Annotated in this window: 16 protein-coding genes; 9 read left to right on the top strand and 7 right to left on the bottom strand. The window is 72.3% G+C overall.

The window, feature by feature from the left end; translation table 11 throughout:
- Positions 1-41: 41 nt before the first annotated feature.
- The 3 genes from polX to ACWD35_RS02500 form a co-directional block, all read right to left on the bottom strand.
- Positions 42-1,790 carry a DNA polymerase/3'-5' exonuclease PolX gene (gene polX, locus ACWD35_RS02510; protein WP_451349266.1) on the bottom strand — a complete coding sequence of 583 codons (1,749 nt, stop codon included), beginning with the start codon at positions 1,788-1,790 and terminating at the stop codon, positions 42-44.
- 67 nt (positions 1,791-1,857) lie between these two features.
- On the bottom strand, positions 1,858-2,514 hold the full coding sequence (locus tag ACWD35_RS02505) for a dienelactone hydrolase family protein (protein WP_451349265.1): 657 nt from the start codon (positions 2,512-2,514) through the stop codon (positions 1,858-1,860).
- A 118-nt stretch (positions 2,515-2,632) separates the two neighbouring features.
- Positions 2,633-4,687, bottom strand: a complete 2,055-nt coding sequence (locus ACWD35_RS02500; protein WP_451349264.1) for a serine/threonine-protein kinase — start codon at positions 4,685-4,687, stop codon at positions 2,633-2,635.
- Positions 4,688-4,917: 230 nt separating this feature from the next.
- On the opposite strand from ACWD35_RS02500, the gene ACWD35_RS02495 reads away from it, so the two are divergent.
- Both ACWD35_RS02495 and ACWD35_RS02490 read left to right on the top strand, forming a co-directional pair.
- Positions 4,918-5,391 (top strand): hypothetical protein, encoded by a 474-nt coding sequence (locus tag ACWD35_RS02495; RefSeq protein ID WP_451349263.1) that lies wholly within the window; start codon positions 4,918-4,920, stop codon positions 5,389-5,391.
- Between the two features lie 108 nt (positions 5,392-5,499).
- On the top strand, positions 5,500-6,246 hold the full coding sequence (locus ACWD35_RS02490) for a PP2C family protein-serine/threonine phosphatase (RefSeq protein ID WP_451349262.1): 747 nt from the start codon (positions 5,500-5,502) through the stop codon (positions 6,244-6,246).
- A gap of 12 nt (positions 6,247-6,258) precedes the next feature.
- On the opposite strand, the gene ACWD35_RS02485 is transcribed toward ACWD35_RS02490, so the two are convergent.
- On the bottom strand, positions 6,259-6,921 hold the full coding sequence (locus ACWD35_RS02485; protein WP_451349261.1) for a protein-L-isoaspartate O-methyltransferase family protein: 663 nt from the start codon (positions 6,919-6,921) through the stop codon (positions 6,259-6,261).
- A gap of 54 nt (positions 6,922-6,975) precedes the next feature.
- On the opposite strand from ACWD35_RS02485, the gene ACWD35_RS02480 reads away from it, so the two are divergent.
- Positions 6,976-7,254 (top strand): hypothetical protein, encoded by a 279-nt coding sequence (locus ACWD35_RS02480; RefSeq protein ID WP_451349260.1) that lies wholly within the window; start codon positions 6,976-6,978, stop codon positions 7,252-7,254.
- Between the two features lie 5 nt (positions 7,255-7,259).
- Here ACWD35_RS02480 and ACWD35_RS02475 read toward each other — a convergent pair whose 3' ends face one another.
- Positions 7,260-7,688, bottom strand: a complete 429-nt coding sequence (locus ACWD35_RS02475) for an SRPBCC family protein (RefSeq protein ID WP_451349259.1) — start codon at positions 7,686-7,688, stop codon at positions 7,260-7,262.
- 420 nt (positions 7,689-8,108) lie between these two features.
- On the opposite strand from ACWD35_RS02475, the gene miaB reads away from it, so the two are divergent.
- Positions 8,109-9,635, top strand: coding sequence for a tRNA (N6-isopentenyl adenosine(37)-C2)-methylthiotransferase MiaB (gene miaB, locus ACWD35_RS02470; protein ID WP_451349258.1), 1,527 nt, complete (start codon positions 8,109-8,111; stop codon positions 9,633-9,635).
- A 105-nt stretch (positions 9,636-9,740) separates the two neighbouring features.
- Entirely contained in the window at positions 9,741-10,454 is a 714-nt protein-coding gene (locus tag ACWD35_RS02465) for a class III extradiol dioxygenase subunit B-like domain-containing protein (RefSeq protein ID WP_451349257.1), read from the top strand.
- Positions 10,455-10,592: 138 nt separating this feature from the next.
- Here ACWD35_RS02465 and ACWD35_RS02460 read toward each other — a convergent pair whose 3' ends face one another.
- On the bottom strand, positions 10,593-10,874 hold the full coding sequence (locus tag ACWD35_RS02460) for an antitoxin (RefSeq protein WP_451349256.1): 282 nt from the start codon (positions 10,872-10,874) through the stop codon (positions 10,593-10,595).
- Positions 10,875-10,898: 24 nt separating this feature from the next.
- On the bottom strand, positions 10,899-11,207 hold the full coding sequence (locus ACWD35_RS02455) for a hypothetical protein (protein ID WP_451349255.1): 309 nt from the start codon (positions 11,205-11,207) through the stop codon (positions 10,899-10,901).
- A gap of 183 nt (positions 11,208-11,390) precedes the next feature.
- Here ACWD35_RS02455 and miaA point away from each other — a divergent pair, with 183 nt between their 5' ends.
- From miaA to ACWD35_RS02435, 4 genes are all read left to right on the top strand, one after another.
- Positions 11,391-12,329 carry a tRNA (adenosine(37)-N6)-dimethylallyltransferase MiaA gene (miaA, locus tag ACWD35_RS02450; RefSeq protein WP_451349254.1) on the top strand — a complete coding sequence of 313 codons (939 nt, stop codon included), beginning with the start codon at positions 11,391-11,393 and terminating at the stop codon, positions 12,327-12,329.
- Positions 12,330-12,437: 108 nt separating this feature from the next.
- Complete coding sequence (locus ACWD35_RS02445) at positions 12,438-13,010, top strand: hypothetical protein (protein WP_451349323.1); 573 nt, start codon at positions 12,438-12,440, stop codon at positions 13,008-13,010.
- A gap of 77 nt (positions 13,011-13,087) precedes the next feature.
- The gene (gene dapF / locus ACWD35_RS02440) at positions 13,088-13,957 is read left to right on the top strand and encodes a diaminopimelate epimerase (RefSeq protein ID WP_451349253.1); all 870 of its coding nucleotides are present in this window, start codon (positions 13,088-13,090) and stop codon (positions 13,955-13,957) included.
- Positions 13,958-14,217: 260 nt separating this feature from the next.
- Positions 14,218-16,452, top strand: a complete 2,235-nt coding sequence (locus ACWD35_RS02435; RefSeq protein ID WP_451349252.1) for a RelA/SpoT family protein — start codon at positions 14,218-14,220, stop codon at positions 16,450-16,452.
- Positions 16,453-16,505 lie beyond the last annotated feature (53 nt).

Below are 16,505 nucleotides of genomic sequence, written 5' to 3'. Positions count from 1 at the left end.
CCGGAGTACCCCTCGTGTGCCCGGGCATACGTGAGGCCGGTTCACCGGCGCTTGTGCAGGAACCGGCGCAGCCGTGCCTCCGGCCAGGTGTTGATCACGTCGTCCTTGGTGAGCCAGCCGCGCTGGGCCGTACCCACGCCGTAGCGCATGTTCGCCAGATGGGGGGTGGCGTGCGCGTCGCTGTCGATCGCGAACTTCACGCCGTGCCGCCGGGCCCGCAGGATGTCCTCGTCGCGCAGGTCGAGCCGTTCCGGAGCGGCGTTGATCTCCAGGGCGGTGCCGGTGCGCGCGCACGCGGCGAAGACCTCGTCGAGGTCGGCGTCGATGCCCGGCCGCTTGCCGATGAGCCGGGCGGTGGGGTGGCCGATGATGTTGACGTACGGGTTCTCGCAGGCCCGCACGAGCCGCCGGGTCAGCGCCTCGCGCCCCTGGTTGAAGTGCGAGTGCACCGAGGCGACGCACAGGTCGAAGCCGGCCAGGAACTCCTCCGGCCAGTCCACCTCCCCGTCGGGGTCGATGTTCAGCTCCGCGCCGTGCAGCAGCCGCATGCCGCCGCCCCGGCTGCGCCGGCCGCGCTTGCCGTAGGCGCCGTCGAGCGCGTGCACCTCCTCGCGCTGGGCCAGCATCCGTTCGTCGGTCATCCGCTGCATGTACAGGTTCGGGCCGTGGTCGGTCACCGCGTAGTAGGCGTAGCCGCGCTCGGCCGCCGCGGCGACCATCTCCTCCAGCGGGGCGAGCCCGTCGGTGAGGTCGGTGTGGGTGTGCAGGTCACCCCGGATGTCGCTCTCCTCGACCAGGACGGGCAGCTCGTCGTTCAGCCCCGCCTCGATCTCCCCGCGGTCCTCGCGCAGCGCCGGCGGGATCCAGGGCAGGCCGAGCCGGGCGTAGACCTCCTCCTCCGTCGCGGAGACGATCTTCTCGCCGGTCTCGGTGTCGAAGAGCCCGTACTCGGACAGCTTGAGCTTCTGGTGCACGGCCAGTTCCCGGGTGCGGATGTTGTGCGCCTTGGAGCCGGTGAAGTACTGCAGCGCCGCGCCCCAGGAGTCCGGTGGCACGACGCGCAGGTCGACGTTGAGACCCTTGTCGGTGCGGACCGAGGTCTTCTTCTCGCCGTGCGCGATGACCTCCGCGGCGTACGGCAGCTCGGTGAAGGCCTGCATGAGCGGCGCCGACTTCGCCGCGGCCACGAGGACGTCGATGTCGCCGATGGTCTCGCGGCCCCGGCGCAGCGAGCCGGCGTACGTGCACTTCCGGCAGCCGGTGACGCCGGACAGCTCGGCGACGATGTCGGCGGCGAGGTCCATGGCGACGTCGATCAGTACGCGGTCGCCGGAGGACCGCAGGAGTTCGATGCCGTGGAGGATGTTCTCCTCGGTCTTGGGGCCGAAGCCCTTCAGGTCGCGCAGCCGCTCCTCGTGGATGGCCTCGGCCAGCTCCTCGACCGAGGAGATGCCCAGCTCCTCGTACAGGAGGCAGGCCTTCTTCGGGCCGAGGGTGGGGATGGCCGTCAGCCGCCGGACGCCCGCGGGGATCCTGGCCCGCAGTTCCTCGACCGCGGACACGCTGCCGGTGCGGAAGTACTCGACGATCTTCTCGGCGATCGACTTGCCGACATTGGGGATCTCCTGGAGACCCTTGGCATCGAGCGTGGACACGTCGGCGTGATAGCCGCCCACCGCCCGCGCGGCCTTCTCGTAGACGCGCGCCCGGAACGCGTCCCCTCCGGTGATCGAGATCAGGTCCGCGTACTCGGCGAAGAGCGCGGCGACCTCGTCGTTGGAACGAGCCACACCCTCAGGGTAGGCAGCGGGGGCGGGGTCGGCAGCGGGGCCGGGTGGGGGCGTGTGTGGGCCGCTGTCACGCCGTCACCGGGCGCAGATGCTCCTCGCACCACTCCCGGGCCGTCTCGGCGACCCGCTCCAGCGCGCCGGGTTCCTCGAACAGATGCGTGGCTCCCGGGATCACCCGCAGGGTGCTCGGGGCCCGCATCCGCCGGGCGGCCTCCTCGTTGAGCCGGAGCACGTGTTCGTCCCGGCCGCCGACGATCAGCAGGACCGGTGCGCGTACGGCGGGGAGCGCGTCGCCCGCCAGATCGGGCCGTCCGCCACGGGAGACGACGGTCAGGACGCGGTCCGGGTGCGCGGCGGCGGCGACCAGCGCAGCGGCGGCGCCGGTGCTGGCGCCGAAGAGCACGACGGGCAGGGCACGGGTGCCGGGCCGGGCGCCGAGCCAGTCCAGAGCGGCCACGAGCCGGCGCCCCAGCAGCGGAATGTCGAAGCGGAGCTCGGCGGTCAGCATGTCCCGGCGCTCCTCCGCCTCGGTGAGCAGGTCGATCAGCAGGGTGCCCAGCCCGGCCCGGCGCAGCTCGGCGGCGACCGCCCGGTTGCGCGGGCTGTGCCGGGAGCTTCCACTGCCGTGCGCGAACAGCACCACGGCCCGCGCCCGCTCCGGCAGCACGAGATCACCGGGGAGGTCGGCGCCGTCGGCGGGCACGAGAACGGTCTCGGACGTCATCGCGATCAACTTCTTCGAAAGAGCCCTCGGAGTCATCGTCACCCGCGTACCCAGTCCTGGGCAGACGTGTACCCCCGCGCGCCCCGCCTCGGCGGCCGGCGGCCTCGCCTAGCCTCGCCTAGGCCGCGTCGCGCCACACCTTCACGTCCAAGGTGGCGTACGTCGTCCCGGACGAGCCCCGGTACGTCACCAGCCCCACGTGCCCCGTCCCGCTGATGACGCACATCTGCTGGCCGACGGCGAGGTCCTTGACCCAGACGTAACTCCTGTAGCCGGTCGTCGACTTGCACACGTCCAGGCTTCCCTGCCGGCCCGTCGGCAGCACGGCGAGGGAACTGCCGGAGGTGGTGCCGGGGGCGAGGACCGCGCCCGCGGAGTAGACGGCGTAGGTCAGATCCTCGTCGGAGGTCCCGGTGTCCGCCTTGGACCGCACCGGGGTGTCCGCCAGGTACAGGTCATGGCTCTTGGTCATCCGGATCCCGGCGTACGTCACCGGGGCCGGGGCCTTCGGAGCCGCGGGCTTGCTGGACGCGGCGGTCGGAGGAGCCGAGGTCGCGGCCCGCGTGGGCGTCGCTGGCCCGGAAGTACTCGGCGGTACGGAGGACTTGGCGGATTTCGGGCTCTTCGAGGTCCGAGCCGACGGCGAGCCGGACGGCGACGCCGACGTCGATGCCGTGGCGGCTGTGGCCGACCGCGATGCGGCCACGGCCTGTGCCCGGTCGCCGCCCTTGTCGTCGTTCCCCGGAGCGAGCAGCAGCGCGGTGACGGCCCCGCAGGCGACGAGCACGACGGCGGCCCCCGACAGCATCCAGACCCTGGCGCCGCGCTTGCCGCCGGTGGTCATGGGGGAGGTCTGCGCGGCGGCCGGCTCCTGCTGCTGAGGCCAGCCGGGCGGCGCGTACGGGCCTGGTGCGGCCCCCTGCCCGATGACGAAGGGGCCGGGGAGCGCGGCATGGGACTGCGGGGTGTGGGGCGGCGAGGCGGGGGAGTAGGGCGAGGCGGGGGAGTAGGGGGCAGGGGGCCCGAAGGCGCCGGGATCGGCAGGGGTGTGGCCGCCTGAACCGGCAGGCGTGTGCCCGCCGTACCCGCCGTACCCGCCGGAACCGGCAGCCGCGTAACCGTCTGCACCCCCATCGCCGTAACTGGCCGTACCGCCCGTACCGCCCCTACCGCCCGTGCCGCCGTTGCCGTGACCGCCCGTGCCGCCGGAGGCATCCGTGCCCAGGGCCGCGCGGGCCCGGGCCTGATCGGCGCCCTGGGTCCGGGCCGCTATCCCCGCGGCCAGCTCGCCCGGCAGCCACGCGCCGGAGGTGACCAGCGCCTCGGCACCGCGCTGTGCCTGGATCGTCTGGACGGAGCGGATGACCTCCTCGACGGAAGGCCGCTCGGCGGCGCTCTTGCGCAAACAGCGCGCCACCAACTCCCGTACCTCCTCCGGCACATGGCCGAGGTCGGGCTCCGAGTGCACCACTCGGTAGAGCACCGCGTGCGGATCCCCGTCCCCGAAGGCGGCACGGCCCGTCGCCGCGAAGACGGCGGTCTGCCCCAGCGCGAACACGTCGGCCGAGGGAGCGGCCTCCCCGCCGAGCACCTGCTCCGGCGCCATGTAGGCGACCGTGCCGACGGCCATGCCGCTCTGTGTCACCGCCGTGGCGTCCGCGGCCCGCGCGACACCGAAGTCGATGACGCGCGGGCCGTCGGCGGCGAGCAGTACGTTCGACGGCTTGAGGTCCCGGTGCACGATGCCCGCGCGGTGCACCGCCTGCAGGGCCTCGGCGACACCGGCGATCAGCCGCAGCACGGTGTCGACGGGCAGTGCCCCGTGATCGGCCACGGCTTCGGCGAGGGACGGCCCCGGAACATAAGCAGTCGCACACCACGGCACGGACCCCTCGGTGTCACTGTCCACGACCGGTGCCGTGTACAGCCCGTGCACCCGGCCGGCCGCGGCCACCTCGGCCCGGAACCGCCTGCGGAACTCGGCGTTCTCGGCCAGCTCCGGCCGGATCACCTTGACCGCGACGGCCCGGCCGCCGGGCGTGTGCGAGAGATATACCCGCCCCATGCCGCCGGACCCGAGCCGCGCCACCAGCACGTAAGCACCGACGACCTTCGGATCGCCGTCCTCCAGCGGCTGGAAACTCCCCGCATCCGGCCCACCGTTGCTCAACACGCGTACTCCACCCCGAGATCTGCTCCGTCGCGCCTTATTGCATCACGGGCCCCGCACGCCCCGCCCGGCAGAGCAGTACCCACCGTCTCTTCGAGCAAGGGCAATCCCGTCGGGCGCCGTTTCCGTATGACTTCACAGAAGGCAACACCTCCGGCCCCCGGCAGCCTCGGCAGCTCACTCGTTCCACACGCCTCCTGCGCGCACGAGCCACATGAACGACTGGAGTCACCATGAACTCCGTCTCCACCAGCGAAGTCGCCCTGAGAGGACTGGGGGCGTGCTGTGCCCTCGCCAACGTGGTGGTGCACGGACTCCTCGTCCCTGATCACCTCAAGGAGAAGCTCTACATCGGCGTCCTGTTCACCCTCGGCAGCGCCGTCATGCTCGCCGTGGCGGTGGCACTGGTGATCCGGAGACGTCCCACGCTCGCATGGACGACCGGAGCTTTCGTCAGCCTCGGCATGATCATCGGTTTTCTGCTGTCGCGCACCGTCGGCCTGCCGGACGGCTACTACGAACCCGGCTGGGAGCCGCCCTACGGCCCTCTTTCCCTGATCGCCGAGGGACTGTTCGTCCTCGCCTTCCTCGCCTGGCTGGGAGGGAGACAGACGGCCGGTGCCGCCCCGGGGCCGCAGCACAAGGCGGAGGCGTGGACAGCGAGCGGGTCGCGTCCGGACCGGGCGAATGGCGGCAGAGACAGGTGAAGCCGTACCGCACTGGGGAGCTCACGAGGCCCTCCGTGGGCCGACTGCCTACCCTTGAACCCGGGGCCGGCAGGAGCTGAAGGGCTCTCACACAGGCGGTGGCGTTCCATGCGGTACGTGGCGGTGAGCGCGCTGAGTCATCCTGGGCTGCTCCGTGAACGGAACGAGGACAGCCTCGTGGTCGGGCCGTGGACCCTGTGCGCCACGGTGACCGAGAGCCCGCAGACCCTGGTCTTCCCGCTCGGGACGCCCCTCGTCGTCGCCGTCGCCGACGGGCTCGGCGGGCAGCCCGGGGGCGATGTGGCCAGCGCCCTGGTCGTACGGCGGATGGCGGCGCTCGGTCCTGCCCTGGGCGGCGAGGACGCCGTACGAGGCGCGTTGAACGCGTGCAACCACGCCGTGTACGCGGCCGTCGGAGGCGAGGAAAGCGGGCTTGCCGGCATGGGGACGACCGTCGCCGGCGTGGTCGTGCGGCTCGACTCGCTACTGGTGTTCAACGTGGGCGACAGCCGGGTCTTCGCCGCCCCCCGTGACGGGCTGCGCCAGATGAGCGTCGACGACAGCCCCCCGCTCGAACCCGGGCGGCGCACCACGTCCCTCGTCACCCAGTGCCTGGGCGGCAGCCGCGCGTACCGGGCCGTCCAGCCCCATGTGACGGTCGAGTCCCTGTCTCCCGGCGACCGCTACCTCATCTGCACCGACGGTCTGACCGATCCGCTGCCGACGGACGTGCTCGACGACGTGATGCGGGAGCAGGACGACCGCCGGGCGGCCTTCGAACTGTGGAAGGCCGCCATCGCCGCGGGCGGCCCGGACAACATCACGCTGGCCGTCGTAAGCGTCGCGGACGCGTAAGCGAGCCGCCGGTCAAAGGTCATCCACGTCATCCGGCGGGAAGCCGTACCGCCCCTGGAGCCGCACGAAACAGGCTCCCGTCACCACCCGCAAGCGCTCCAGCCCCGCCGCGGTGCGCTCGAAGAGCACCACCTGCTCGCGCCCGCCCGGCCCGATCGGCTGCACGAGGCGGCCCCGTAGCCGTACCTGCGCGACCAGCGGCGCGGGCACCTCCAGGAAGGCGGCCGACACGAGGACCGCGTCGTACGGAGCGCGGTCCGGCACGCCACCGCTGCCGTCGCCGACCCGCAGCTCCACGTTCCGTACGCCCTGACGCGCGAGGTTCACCCGCGCCTGGCGGGCGATGCCCGGCCGCAGCTCGATGCTGACCACGTCGGCGGCCAGCCGGGCGAGCAGGGCGGTCTGGAAGCCGAGCCCCGTACCGATCTCCAGGACGTGCTCGCCCCCGCCCAGACCGAGGCTCTCAATCATCAGGACGGACAGCGAGGGCTGCGTGGTGACCTGTCCCTGCCCGATCGCCACGGGTACGTCCCGGTAGGCGGCAGCCTCCTGACCGGCCGGGACGAAGGCGGCCCGGGGAGTCGCGCGCACGGCTTCGAGCAGCCGCTCGTCCCGGATCCCGGCGGCTGCGAGGGCTCGCAGGAGATCCTCGGGCGCCCTGGCCACGGAGTTCACGAGCAGGTCACCTCACCACACCGGGAGCGCCTCGCGACCGCCTACGGTGGAGACATGAGCGAGATCGTCGTCTACGAACTCGACAAGCCGGTGGCGACGCGCACCTCCCCGGGGACACCAGGCGGACGGGAACGGCGCGTCCGCAAGGTGCACGCGGCACCCGCGGCCCCGGGGTCGCGCACCGCTGCCGGACCGCGGACCCTCTGCGGCAAGGACACCTTCGCCATGGAGACGGCCCGCTGGCAGCCCTCCGAACAGCCTGGAGCGCTCTGGTACCCCGCGGAACACGCATCCGTGGTGTGCCCGGACTGCGATGCCGTGATCGAAGCCTGACCCGGTCAGCCTCGTTCCACGTACTCCTTGAAGTGCTCCAGATCGCTGCGGACGAGCCGTTCGATCGCGTTCGTCTGGGCGAACCCCTTGGGCCCGCCGAAAGTCTCCCGGACGGTGTCGGGGTCGTACTCCAGCCGTGCCTGGATCCGGGTGTGATCCCGGTCGATCGGCTGTACCGAGAAGGAGCCCGTCAGCTCGGGGGCGCTCGTGGTGAGCCACTCCATCACGCGCTCGCCGCGGCGGTCGGAGACCTCGGCCTCGACCTCCCGGGCTCCGCCAAGTGCCTCGACCTCCAGATGTGCTCGGCCCCCTGTCTCCGTACGCGCGCCCCGCACGCCGTCCACGAAGCGCGGATAGTTCTCCACCCGGTGAAGGGTCTCCCAGGCCGTATCGATCGGAACGCCGACGTCGACGTGTACTTCGAGGGTGCTCATGAAACTCACCTCCACGTGCAGCTGATGCCGCATGGCCTTCTGTTTACAGTGTGCGCCCTGTGACCCTTGCGAAAGGGGACGAGCCGATCGGCGTCCGGGTCCGCGGCGCGGAGGAGTGCGGGGGACAGTCGTGGGGATCTTTCTTCTGGTCTTCTGGGGCGGCAGCGCCTGTTGTGGCGTGCCCGGCGGTTGTGGAACGAAGGTCCCTCCACGGCGCTCGTCGTGGCGGTGTTGCTGATCGCCCGTCTTCCTGGCCGGTGTCGCGCTTCAGCTCTCGGTGGCGTGGTTCAACCGGCCCCGCTGGTGCGTCCCCTCCTACCTCCGGGGCGAAGCGGGAGCGTGGGCGGAGCGGCACCCGGGCAAGGCGGGCTGACCGGTCGGTGCGGCGGGAGCGTCCCCCGGACGGTCTACCCTTGAGCCATGACTAGCAGCCTCGACCGGAGCTCCACCGTGGACGTTCAGGGATCCAAGAGTTACGAGATCCGCACCTACGGGTGCCAGATGAACGTTCACGATTCCGAGCGATTGGCCGGGCTGCTGGAAGAGGCCGGTTACGTGCGGGCGCCCGAGGGGTCGGACGGGGACGCGGACGTCGTCGTCTTCAACACCTGCGCCGTGCGGGAGAACGCCGACAACCGGCTGTACGGCAACCTCGGCCGGCTCGCGCCGAAGAAGGCCTCGCGGCCCGGGATGCAGATCGCGGTCGGCGGCTGTCTCGCGCAGAAGGACCGCGACACCATCGTGAAGAAGGCGCCCTGGGTGGACGTAGTCTTCGGTACGCACAACATCGGCAAGCTGCCGGTCCTGCTTGAGCGCGCGCGGGTGCAGGAAGAGGCTCAGGTCGAGATCGCCGAGTCGCTGGAGGCGTTCCCCTCCACGCTGCCGACGCGGCGCGAAAGCGCGTACGCGGCGTGGGTGTCGATCTCCGTCGGCTGCAACAACACCTGCACCTTCTGCATCGTCCCGGCGCTGCGCGGCAAGGAGAAGGACCGCCGCCCCGGGGACATCCTCGCCGAGGTGGAGGCGCTCGTCGCGGAAGGCGTCAGCGAGATCACGCTGCTCGGGCAGAACGTCAACGCCTACGGCTCCGACATCGGCGACCGCGAGGCCTTCAGCAAGCTGCTGCGCGCCTGCGGGCACATCGAGGGCCTGGAGCGGGTCAGGTTCACCTCCCCGCACCCGCGCGACTTCACCGACGACGTCATCGCCGCCATGGCCGAGACGCCGAACGTCATGCCGCAGCTGCACATGCCGCTCCAGTCCGGCTCGGACACCGTCCTGAAGGCGATGCGCCGCTCGTACCGGCAGGAGCGTTACCTCGGGATCATCGAGAAGGTGCGCGCCGCCATCCCGCACGCCGCGATCACCACCGACATCATCGTGGGCTTCCCGGGCGAGACCGAGGAGGACTTCGAGCAGACGCTGCACGTGGTTCGCGAGGCGCGGTTCACACAGGCGTTCACCTTCCAGTACTCCAAGCGGCCCGGCACGCCCGCCGCCACCATGGAGAACCAGATCCCCAAGGAGGTCGTCCAGGCGCGCTACGAGCGGCTCGTCGCCCTCCAGGAGGAGATCTCCTGGGAGGAGAACAAGAAGCAGGTCGGCCGCACGCTGGAGCTGATGGTCGCCGAGGGCGAGGGCCGCAAGGACGGCGCCACGCACCGGCTGTCCGGGCGCGCCGCCGACAACCGGCTCGTCCACTTCACCAAGCCGGAGCAGGAGGTCCGCCCCGGTGACGTGGTCACCGTCGAGGTGACGTACGCCGCCCCGCACCACCTCCTTGCCGAGGGCGCCGTCCTCGACGTGCGCCGCACGCGCGCGGGGGACGCCTGGGAGAAGCGTCAGGCCGCCGCGGCGGCCAAGCCGGCGGGGGTCATGCTCGGGCTGCCGAAGATCGGCGTCCCGGAGCCGCTGCCGGCCGCCGCGAGCGCCTGCGGCTGCGACTAGCCGCTGCCTGCGGCGCCGTCCGCCCGGCCTGCCGTGGCGCTCGGAGTCGCGTGGCACTCGGCGTGGGGTGACGCCAGGTCGTCGTACGGCGTTACCCTGCCGATCATGCTTGTCGCCGCCGCTGTCTGCCCCTGCCCGCCGCTACTCGTTCCCGAGGTCGCCGCGGGTGCCGCACCCGAGATGGACGCCGCGCGCGCGGCGTGCGTGGACACCCTCGGCGTGCTCGCCGCCGCCCGCCCCGACAAGCTCGTGGTCGTCGGGACCGCCGAGCAGAGCCGGCGCGGACCGTACCCGCAGGGCGCCCAGGGACACTTCCGGGGCTTCGGCGTCGACCTGGACGTCACGCTGGGACCCGCCACGGACACCGTCCCCGAGCGCGAGCTGCCGACGTCGCTGGCCGTCGCCGCCTGGCTGCTGCAGCGGACCGGCTGGGCGGACGCCCCGGTCGAGGGACTCGGCGTCGGGGAAACGCTGGCCCCCGAGCGGTGCGCCGAAGCAGGGCGGGACATCGCCGCCCAGGCGGACCGGGTGGCGTTGCTGGTGATGGGCGACGCCAGCGCGCGCCGCACGCTCAAGGCGCCGGGCTACCTGGACGAGCGGGCCGCCCCCTTCGACGCGGAGGTGGCGCGTGCCCTGGGCGCGGCGGACGTGGCGGCCGTCCAGGCGCTGGACGCCGAGCTGGCGTACGAACTGAAGGCCGCGGGCCGGGCCCCCTGGCAGATCCTCGCGGGCGCGGCCGAGGGCGCCGGCCTCGGCGGTGCCCTCCTGTACGACGACGCCCCGTACGGCGTGGGCTATCTCGTCGCCACGTGGTCGTAGCCGCCCGGTAGCTCCTGGGCAGGCGGGACGGCGTCGGCGGACGGCCGGGAGCCCAACCGCTCCGCGGCCGTCCGCCGGTCAACGAAGTCGCCGGTGTCGCCGATGGCACCGGTGTCTTTCTTCAGCAGCCCAGGATGATCAGGAAGCCGGAGGCGGCGGGCCTTCCGGGTGCATCGGGGTCGCCGGGTCGCCGCCCTCGGGGCCCTCGCCCTCCTTGTGTGCCAGGCGGTCCATGGCCTCCTTGGCCTTGCCCGTGCCCGCCTGGATCTTGTCGCTGTACCTGTGCTTGGTCCGCTCGTCGACGGCATGCGCGGCCTTGTCGATGCCGTGCTGGACCTTGTCCCCGTGCTGCCGTGCGAGGTCCGACACCTTGTCCTTGGCAGGGGCGAGCTTGGCCTTCACATTCTCCAACAGACCCATGGTCCACCTTCCCTCGCGGGACAGTTACGTGCGGGCGCTCTCGCCGGTCTCGCGGTCGGCGGCCTCCTCGGCGGACTGCTGCCTGGGAATCCCGGCACCCTCGGCCGCGTCGGCGGCGGCTTCCGGCTCCGCCGCCGCGCCTTCGCGCGCGTCCTGGGCCGAGCCCCTCGCCTCCGTCGGCTCCGGCTCCGATTTCGCCTCCGCTTCCGCCGCCTCGGCCGTTCCCGGTTCCGGGTCGGCCTGCGCCTCGGTGGCCGATGCCTCCTGAGTCGTCTCCTGAGTCGTCGCCTGAGCCGCCTTCGGCCTGCCGAGGAGTCGTGCAAAAACGCCCATATCCACTCCATACGGTACTCGTGCGGGCGAAATCCCGCGTCACCCGGTGCGTTGGGTTGCGCCGCCCGGGTCACCGCCTCCGGCGGCCCGGCAGGCCGCACCTCGCCTCGGGCAACGACCCGGGGTCCGCGCCGTCACGTAACTCGTTCGAGGCCCCGTCCGGAGGTTTGCGAAACTGGTGCGGTGAGCAGTGCATCCCTCGCCCCCCGCGTCATCGCCGTCGTCGGACCCACCGCGGCCGGAAAGTCCGATCTCGGCGTCTTCCTGGCCCAGCGGCTCGGCGGCGAGATCGTCAATGCCGACTCCATGCAGCTCTACCGTGGGATGGACATCGGCACCGCCAAGTTGACGCCCGAAGAGCGCGGCGGCATCCCGCACCACCTGCTGGACATCTGGGACGTGACGGTCGCCGCCTCGGTTGCCGAGTACCAGAAGCTGGCCCGCGAGCGGATCGACGCGCTGCTCGCCGAGGGCCGCTGGCCGATCCTGGTCGGCGGTTCCGGCCTGTATGTCCGCGGCGCGGTCGACAACCTGGAGTTCCCGGGCACCGACCCCGAGGTCAGGGCCCGCCTGGAGGACGAGCTGGTGCTCCGCGGCCCGGGCGCCCTGCACGCCCGGCTGGCCGCCGCCGACCCCGAGGCCGCCCGCGCGATCCTGCCCAGCAACGGCCGCCGTATCGTCCGGGCCCTGGAGGTGATCGAGATCACCGGCCAGCCCTTCACCGCCAATCTGCCCGGCCACGACTCCGTCTACGACACCGTCCAGATCGGCGTCGACGTGGCTCGTCCGGAGCTGGACGAGCGCATCGCGCGGCGCGTCGACCGGATGTGGGAGGCCGGACTCGTGGACGAGGTGCGCGCACTGGAGGCGCAGGGCCTGCGCGAGGGGCGCACGGCCTCGCGCGCGCTGGGCTACCAGCAGGTGCTCGCGGCGCTCGCCGGGGATTGCACCGAAGCGGAAGCGCGGGACGAGACCGTACGCGCCACCAAGCGCTTCGCGCGCCGCCAGGATTCATGGTTCAGGCGCGATCCCCGGGTGCACTGGTTGAGTGGGGCGGAGGCGGACCGCGCGGAACTTCCGCAGCTGGCTCTGGCGTTGGTCGAACGACCGGTTACAGCCTGATCACGTGATGGCATCGGGATGCGCTGCCGGTCATCGAGGCCTTCGGCGCCGTGCCATCATCGAGCGTCGATCGACCAAGTGGAGTCCTAGTTGGGAGGGCGCGTGGCGATGGAGGCCGGCCCTCGCGACACCGCACAGAGCACCGAGCCTGTGACCACCGACGGTCCTGTGACCACCGACGGTCCCGTCACCACTGACAGTACGTACGCCACGGACAGCGACGAACTGGGCAGCCGGGTCGAGGACCGCCTGGAGGACCGGCTGGCCGACGACGGGCCGGACGAGACGCCGGACGGTGTGACCGACGACGGGCCCGAGCCCGAGGAGATGTACGCGGGCGGACCGGAGGTCGAGGTCGAGCTGCGTCCGCAGCGGCGGCTGCGCATCTGGCAGCTCGCGCCGATCGTGGGACTGGCCGCCGGCGGCTCCCTGATGTTCGCCTTCCCGCTCGCCTTCGACTTCGGCGACAGCGGCGCGGTCATCGCCATGCTGGGCCTGCTGATCTGCTCGTGCGCCGCGGGCTGGGGCATGATGGCCGCCCGCCGGGTGGGCTACACCTGGCCGGGACTGCCCCCGCGCGGCTCCGGCCGCCGGGCCGACTGGCGGGTCGTCCTCGGCTATGTGCTGCTGGTGGCCGTCGCGGTCGTCCTCGCCGTGTGGCGGGTGGCCCGCCTGCGCTAGCGGTGCGGGGCGGTCGCGAGGCTAGCGGCACGGGTCCGGGCGCGGGGAATGTCCTGGCGAACCCGTACGATCGAGGAATGAGCACGCGGATCGCCTTCCTCAAGGGTCACGGCACCGAGAACGACTTCGTGATCGTCCCCGACCCCGAGAACGCCCTCGACCTGACCCCGGCCGCCGTCGCCGCCCTGTGCGACCGCCGGGCCGGTATCGGTGGCGACGGCGTGCTGCACGTGGTGCGGTCCGCCGCGCACCCGGAGGCCCGGGAGCTGGCCGCCGAGGCGGAGTGGTTCATGGACTACCGCAACGGCGACGGTTCGGTCGCCGAGATGTGCGGCAACGGCGTTCGTGTGTTCGCGCGCTACCTCCAGCACGCCGGACATGTGGGCGAAGGGGACCTCGCGATCGCCACGCGCGGGGGCGTGAAGACCGTCCACATCGCCAAGGACGGTGACATCACCGTCGGCATGGGCAGCGCCCGCCTCCCCGAAGGGGACGTCACGGTGAGCGTCGGCGAGCGCAACTGGCCCGCGCGCAACGTGAACATGGGCAACCCGCACGCCGTCGCCTTCGTGGACGACCTCGCCCACGCCGGTGACCTGTACGGCCCGCCGCCCGTCAGCCCGGCGACGGCCTACCCCGAGGGCGTCAACGTCGAGTTCGTCGTGGACCGCGGCCCCCGCCACGTCGCCATGCGCGTGCACGAGCGCGGCTCCGGCGAGACCCGCTCCTGCGGCACGGGCGCCTGTGCCGTCGCCGTGGCCACCGCCCGCCGAGACGGTGCCGACCCGGCCGTCACCGGCACTCCGGCCACGTACACCGTGGACGTGCCCGGTGGACGCCTCGTCATCACCGAACGGCCCGACGGCGAGATCGAGATGACCGGACCCGCCGTCATCGTCGCCGAGGGCGAGCTCGACGCCGACTGGCTGGAAAACGCGCTTCGTTGACCGGGCCTTCGCTCACCCGGTGGCTCCCGGCCGCCGGGATCGTTCGAAACCTCGGCCGAGTTCAGGCCACGTGGCGCAAATCCTAAACCTCGTCAGCGTCGCTCGAATGGGTGATCCGTTTCACGCTCGGCGAGAGGCGGTCAACCGCACGTGGTGGGCTCGATAGCATCAAGCACCGGCACGGACGGGGGAACGTCGCCATCCCTGAGACGCGTATGCCCTGGGGGCCCCGTCCGCCGGACCACGAGCCGGAGGTGCCCATGAGTGCGGAGGCCACGAACCCTGCGAGTCCTGGCCCGGTAGCGGCCACGACGGCAGCAGCTGCCACGGTGCCGACAGCGTCCACGGCGCCCACAGCGCCGACGGCATCCGCGGCGCCGACGGCGGTCCGCAGGAAGTCCCGGCCGCGGATCGACCTGCGCCGACTGGGCCGGGCCGCGCTGCTGGGCCCCGCCGCCCGCGGCAAGCTGCCGGACGCGATCAGCCATGTCGTGGAAGCGCACCGCGCCCACCACCCCGACGCGGACCTCGAACCCCTGCGCCGCGCCTACGTCCTCGCGGAGTCCTCGCACCGCGGCCAGATGCGCAAGAGCGGCGAGCCGTACATCACCCATCCGCTCGCGGTGACCCTCATCCTCGCCGAACTCGGCGCCGAGACCACCACCTTGACGGCCTCGCTGCTCCACGACACCGTCGAGGACACCGACGTGACGCTCGATCAGGTGCGGGAACAGTTCGGTGAGGAGGTTCGTTATCTGGTCGACGGCGTCACGAAGCTGGAGAAGGTCGACTACGGAGCCGCCGCCGAACCGGAGACCTTCCGCAAGATGCTCGTCGCCACCGGCAGCGACGTGCGCGTGATGTCGATCAAACTCGCCGACCGGCTGCACAACATGCGCACCCTGGGCGTGATGCGCCCCGAGAAACAGGCCCGGATCGCCAAGGTCACCCGCGACGTCCTCATCCCGCTCGCCGAACGCCTCGGCGTGCAGGCCCTGAAGACCGAGCTGGAGGATCTCGTCTTCGCGATCCTCCACCCCGAGGAGTACGAGCACACCAGAGCCCTCATCGCCGAGAACGCCGGCCGCCCCGAGGACCCCCTCGCCGGGATCGCCGACGAGGTTCGCGGTGTGCTGCGCGAGGCCGACATCCAGGCCGAAGTCCTCATCCGGCCCCGGCACTTCGTGTCCGTCCACCGCGTGGCCCGCAAGCGCGGACGACTGCGCGGCGCCGACTTCGGCCGGCTGCTGGTGCTCGTCAACGAGGACGCCGACTGTTACGGCGTGCTCGGCGAGCTGCACACCTGTATGACACCGGTCGTCTCGGAGTTCAAGGACTTCATCGCCGTTCCGAAGTTCAACCTCTACCAGTCCCTGCACACCGCCGTCGCCCGCGCCGACGGACAGGTGGCCGAAGTCCTCATCCGCACCCACCAGATGCACAAGGCCGCCGAGGCCGGCGTCGTCGCGCTCGGCAATCCGTACGCTCCCGGATCCGACGACCCCGCCGACGGCGAGCGCGCCGACCCGACCCGCCCCGGCTGGCTCTCCCGGCTGCTGGAATGGCAGCGGGCGGCCCCCGACCCGGACACCTTCTGGTCCACCCTGCGCGCGGACCTCGCCCAGGACCGCGAGATCACCGTCTTCCGTCCCGACGGCGGCACCCTGGGCCTGCCCGAGGGCGCCACCTGCGTCGACGCCGCCTACGCGCAGTACGGCGAGGACGCGCACGCCTGCATCGGCGCCAGCGTCAACGGCCGCCTGGCCACCCTCAGCACCGTCCTGCGGGACGGCGACACCGTCCAGCTGATCATGGGTCAGGACCCGGCCTCCGAGCCTTCCCGCGAGTGGCTGGAGCACGCCCACACCCCGGCCGCCCGCATCGCCATCCAGCGCTGGCTGGCCACACACCCCGCCGCCGGCGCGGAGGAGGGGAGCGAGGAGACCTCCGTCGGTGCGGAGGCGGCGAGCGGTCCCCGCGCCGCCTCCGCTCGGAGCATCGCCGCCCGGCCCGCGGAGAGCGCCCCCGTCTCCCGGCCCCGGGGTGCCGACGTCCTCGTGGACCGGCCCGGGGCCACCGTGCGGCTCGCCCGGTGCTGTACGCCGGTGCCGCCCGACGAGATCACCGGCTTCGCCGTACGCGGGGGAGCGGTGACCGTGCACCGCGTGGAGTGCGCGGCGGTGGCGCACATGACGGAGCGGGGGCGCGCGGAGATCGGCGTGCGCTGGGGGGACACCACCGAGTGCCGGGTCACGCTGGTCGCTGAATCGTTCGGCCGCCCGCATCTGCTCGCCGACCTCACCGAGGCGATCTCATCGGCAGGCGTCGACATCGTCTCGGCCACCGTCGAACCGCCCAGCCAGCAGCGGGTCCGCCACACCTACACCCTCCAACTCCCCGACGCCGCCCACCTCCCGGCGCTCATGCGCGCCATGCGCGACGTCCCCGGCGTGTACGACGTGAGCCGCGCTCAGCACCAGGCACCTGCCCCCTGACGTTCCCCCCGAGGCCCTGCGCGGCAGGTCCGCCATGGCCAGAAGGCCCCCCG

This window comes from Streptomyces sp. NPDC002671, from assembly GCF_053592475.1.
The sequence above is the reverse complement of the archived record's forward strand: the minus strand, read 5'-3'. Positions and strand labels throughout refer to the sequence as shown.

Coding starts and splice junctions, on each gene's coding strand:
- ACWD35_RS02505 (WP_451349265.1), bottom strand. CDS start 2,514: ATGACGTCCGAGACCGTTCTCGTGCCCGCCGACGGCGCCGACCTCCCC.
- ACWD35_RS02495 (WP_451349263.1), top strand. CDS start 4,918: ATGAACTCCGTCTCCACCAGCGAAGTCGCCCTGAGAGGACTGGGGGCG.
- ACWD35_RS02490 (WP_451349262.1), top strand. CDS start 5,500: ATGCGGTACGTGGCGGTGAGCGCGCTGAGTCATCCTGGGCTGCTCCGT.
- ACWD35_RS02480 (WP_451349260.1), top strand. CDS start 6,976: ATGAGCGAGATCGTCGTCTACGAACTCGACAAGCCGGTGGCGACGCGC.
- ACWD35_RS02475 (WP_451349259.1), bottom strand. CDS start 7,688: ATGAGCACCCTCGAAGTACACGTCGACGTCGGCGTTCCGATCGATACG.
- miaB (WP_451349258.1), top strand. CDS start 8,109: ATGACTAGCAGCCTCGACCGGAGCTCCACCGTGGACGTTCAGGGATCC.
- ACWD35_RS02465 (WP_451349257.1), top strand. CDS start 9,741: ATGCTTGTCGCCGCCGCTGTCTGCCCCTGCCCGCCGCTACTCGTTCCC.
- ACWD35_RS02460 (WP_451349256.1), bottom strand. CDS start 10,874: ATGGGTCTGTTGGAGAATGTGAAGGCCAAGCTCGCCCCTGCCAAGGAC.
- ACWD35_RS02455 (WP_451349255.1), bottom strand. CDS start 11,207: ATGGGCGTTTTTGCACGACTCCTCGGCAGGCCGAAGGCGGCTCAGGCG.
- ACWD35_RS02445 (WP_451349323.1), top strand. CDS start 12,438: ATGGAGGCCGGCCCTCGCGACACCGCACAGAGCACCGAGCCTGTGACC.
- dapF (WP_451349253.1), top strand. CDS start 13,088: ATGAGCACGCGGATCGCCTTCCTCAAGGGTCACGGCACCGAGAACGAC.
- ACWD35_RS02435 (WP_451349252.1), top strand. CDS start 14,218: ATGAGTGCGGAGGCCACGAACCCTGCGAGTCCTGGCCCGGTAGCGGCC.